The organism is Micromonospora sp. LOL_023 (assembly GCF_048060115.1).
GTDB lineage: Bacteria > Actinomycetota > Actinomycetes > Mycobacteriales > Micromonosporaceae > Micromonospora_E.
The window spans coordinates 1-884 of the sequence record NZ_JBHMIM010000180.1 but is presented as its reverse complement, the minus strand read 5'-3'; the positions used below and the strand labels follow the sequence as shown (position 1 = coordinate 884).

Genomic DNA, 884 nt, shown 5'->3' with positions numbered 1-884 from the left:
CAACTCGCCTCGTGTCCGGTTCTCAACACGGACAGAACCTCTCAAGCCGGAACAACGCCGGGGCCGTGGCTCCTGCCCGAGAGCATCGAGCTGAGAATCAAAAACCGTCAGCGTGGACAATATTTGATCCTGCACCTCCAAGCCCGGCACCGCCATTCTCAGGTTAAGCACTATGGCGGCGCTAATCTTGACCATGCTTTCCGATGTACCTACCGCCTGCGCTTCGATCTGTCGTCGAACAGACGGTGACCTGAGTAGGATTTCCAGGAATTGCGTGCGGGTTAGGTGGTTTGGTCTGAGCCGCATCATCAAGTCAGGATAAATGCATGGGACTCCGAAACTCCTGAACGTACCCACCAGACCCACCAGTTCGCGCGTGTTCGCCCGAGACATGAGTAGGTCGCCGTCGGCCAATACCACCCGTCGCACAGCAGGGTCTCCGGCAGGGGCGTTCTTCAGTTGGCGCGGAGAAAAGCCGTTGGAGGTCAGGCAGCCTAGCCCCAGCATCAGAGCGCCGGTGTAGGCGTCCACCTCCTTGGGGCTATAGCCGTTCTTTGGTGACCCGGCGAGAACGTCGGAAAGCCGGAGTGGAACCCAGCTCGCGTCTTCTTGCAGAATCCTCGATATTGTTGCACCCTTTGTTGCTTCCAATTTGGCTACGGCGCGTTCGGTGGAGCGGATTGACTCGTCCATTGAGCGCAATATCTCTGCAACTCTCCACTGCTCGGCAAGCGGTGGAAGGTTTACTTGAATGTCCTTGAAAGATGCGTACTTCAAGTTCCATGTATCGCTAACAAGTCCTTGCGACCGAACCTTGAGGGCCATTCAAAACCTGATCGACACCCGTAGAGGTGACGGTGGGTGATGTTCGTGGGTGGCCGGCA

The 884-nt window shown here is 57.0% G+C and carries 1 protein-coding gene; it reads right to left on the bottom strand.

Translation table 11 applies throughout. From position 1 onward, the window contains the following. The coding region (locus ACFHVL_RS31370) for a hypothetical protein (RefSeq protein WP_416632245.1) at positions 1–825 on the bottom strand (825 nt) is incomplete at its 3' end. Between the last annotated feature and the right edge of the window lie 59 nt (positions 826–884).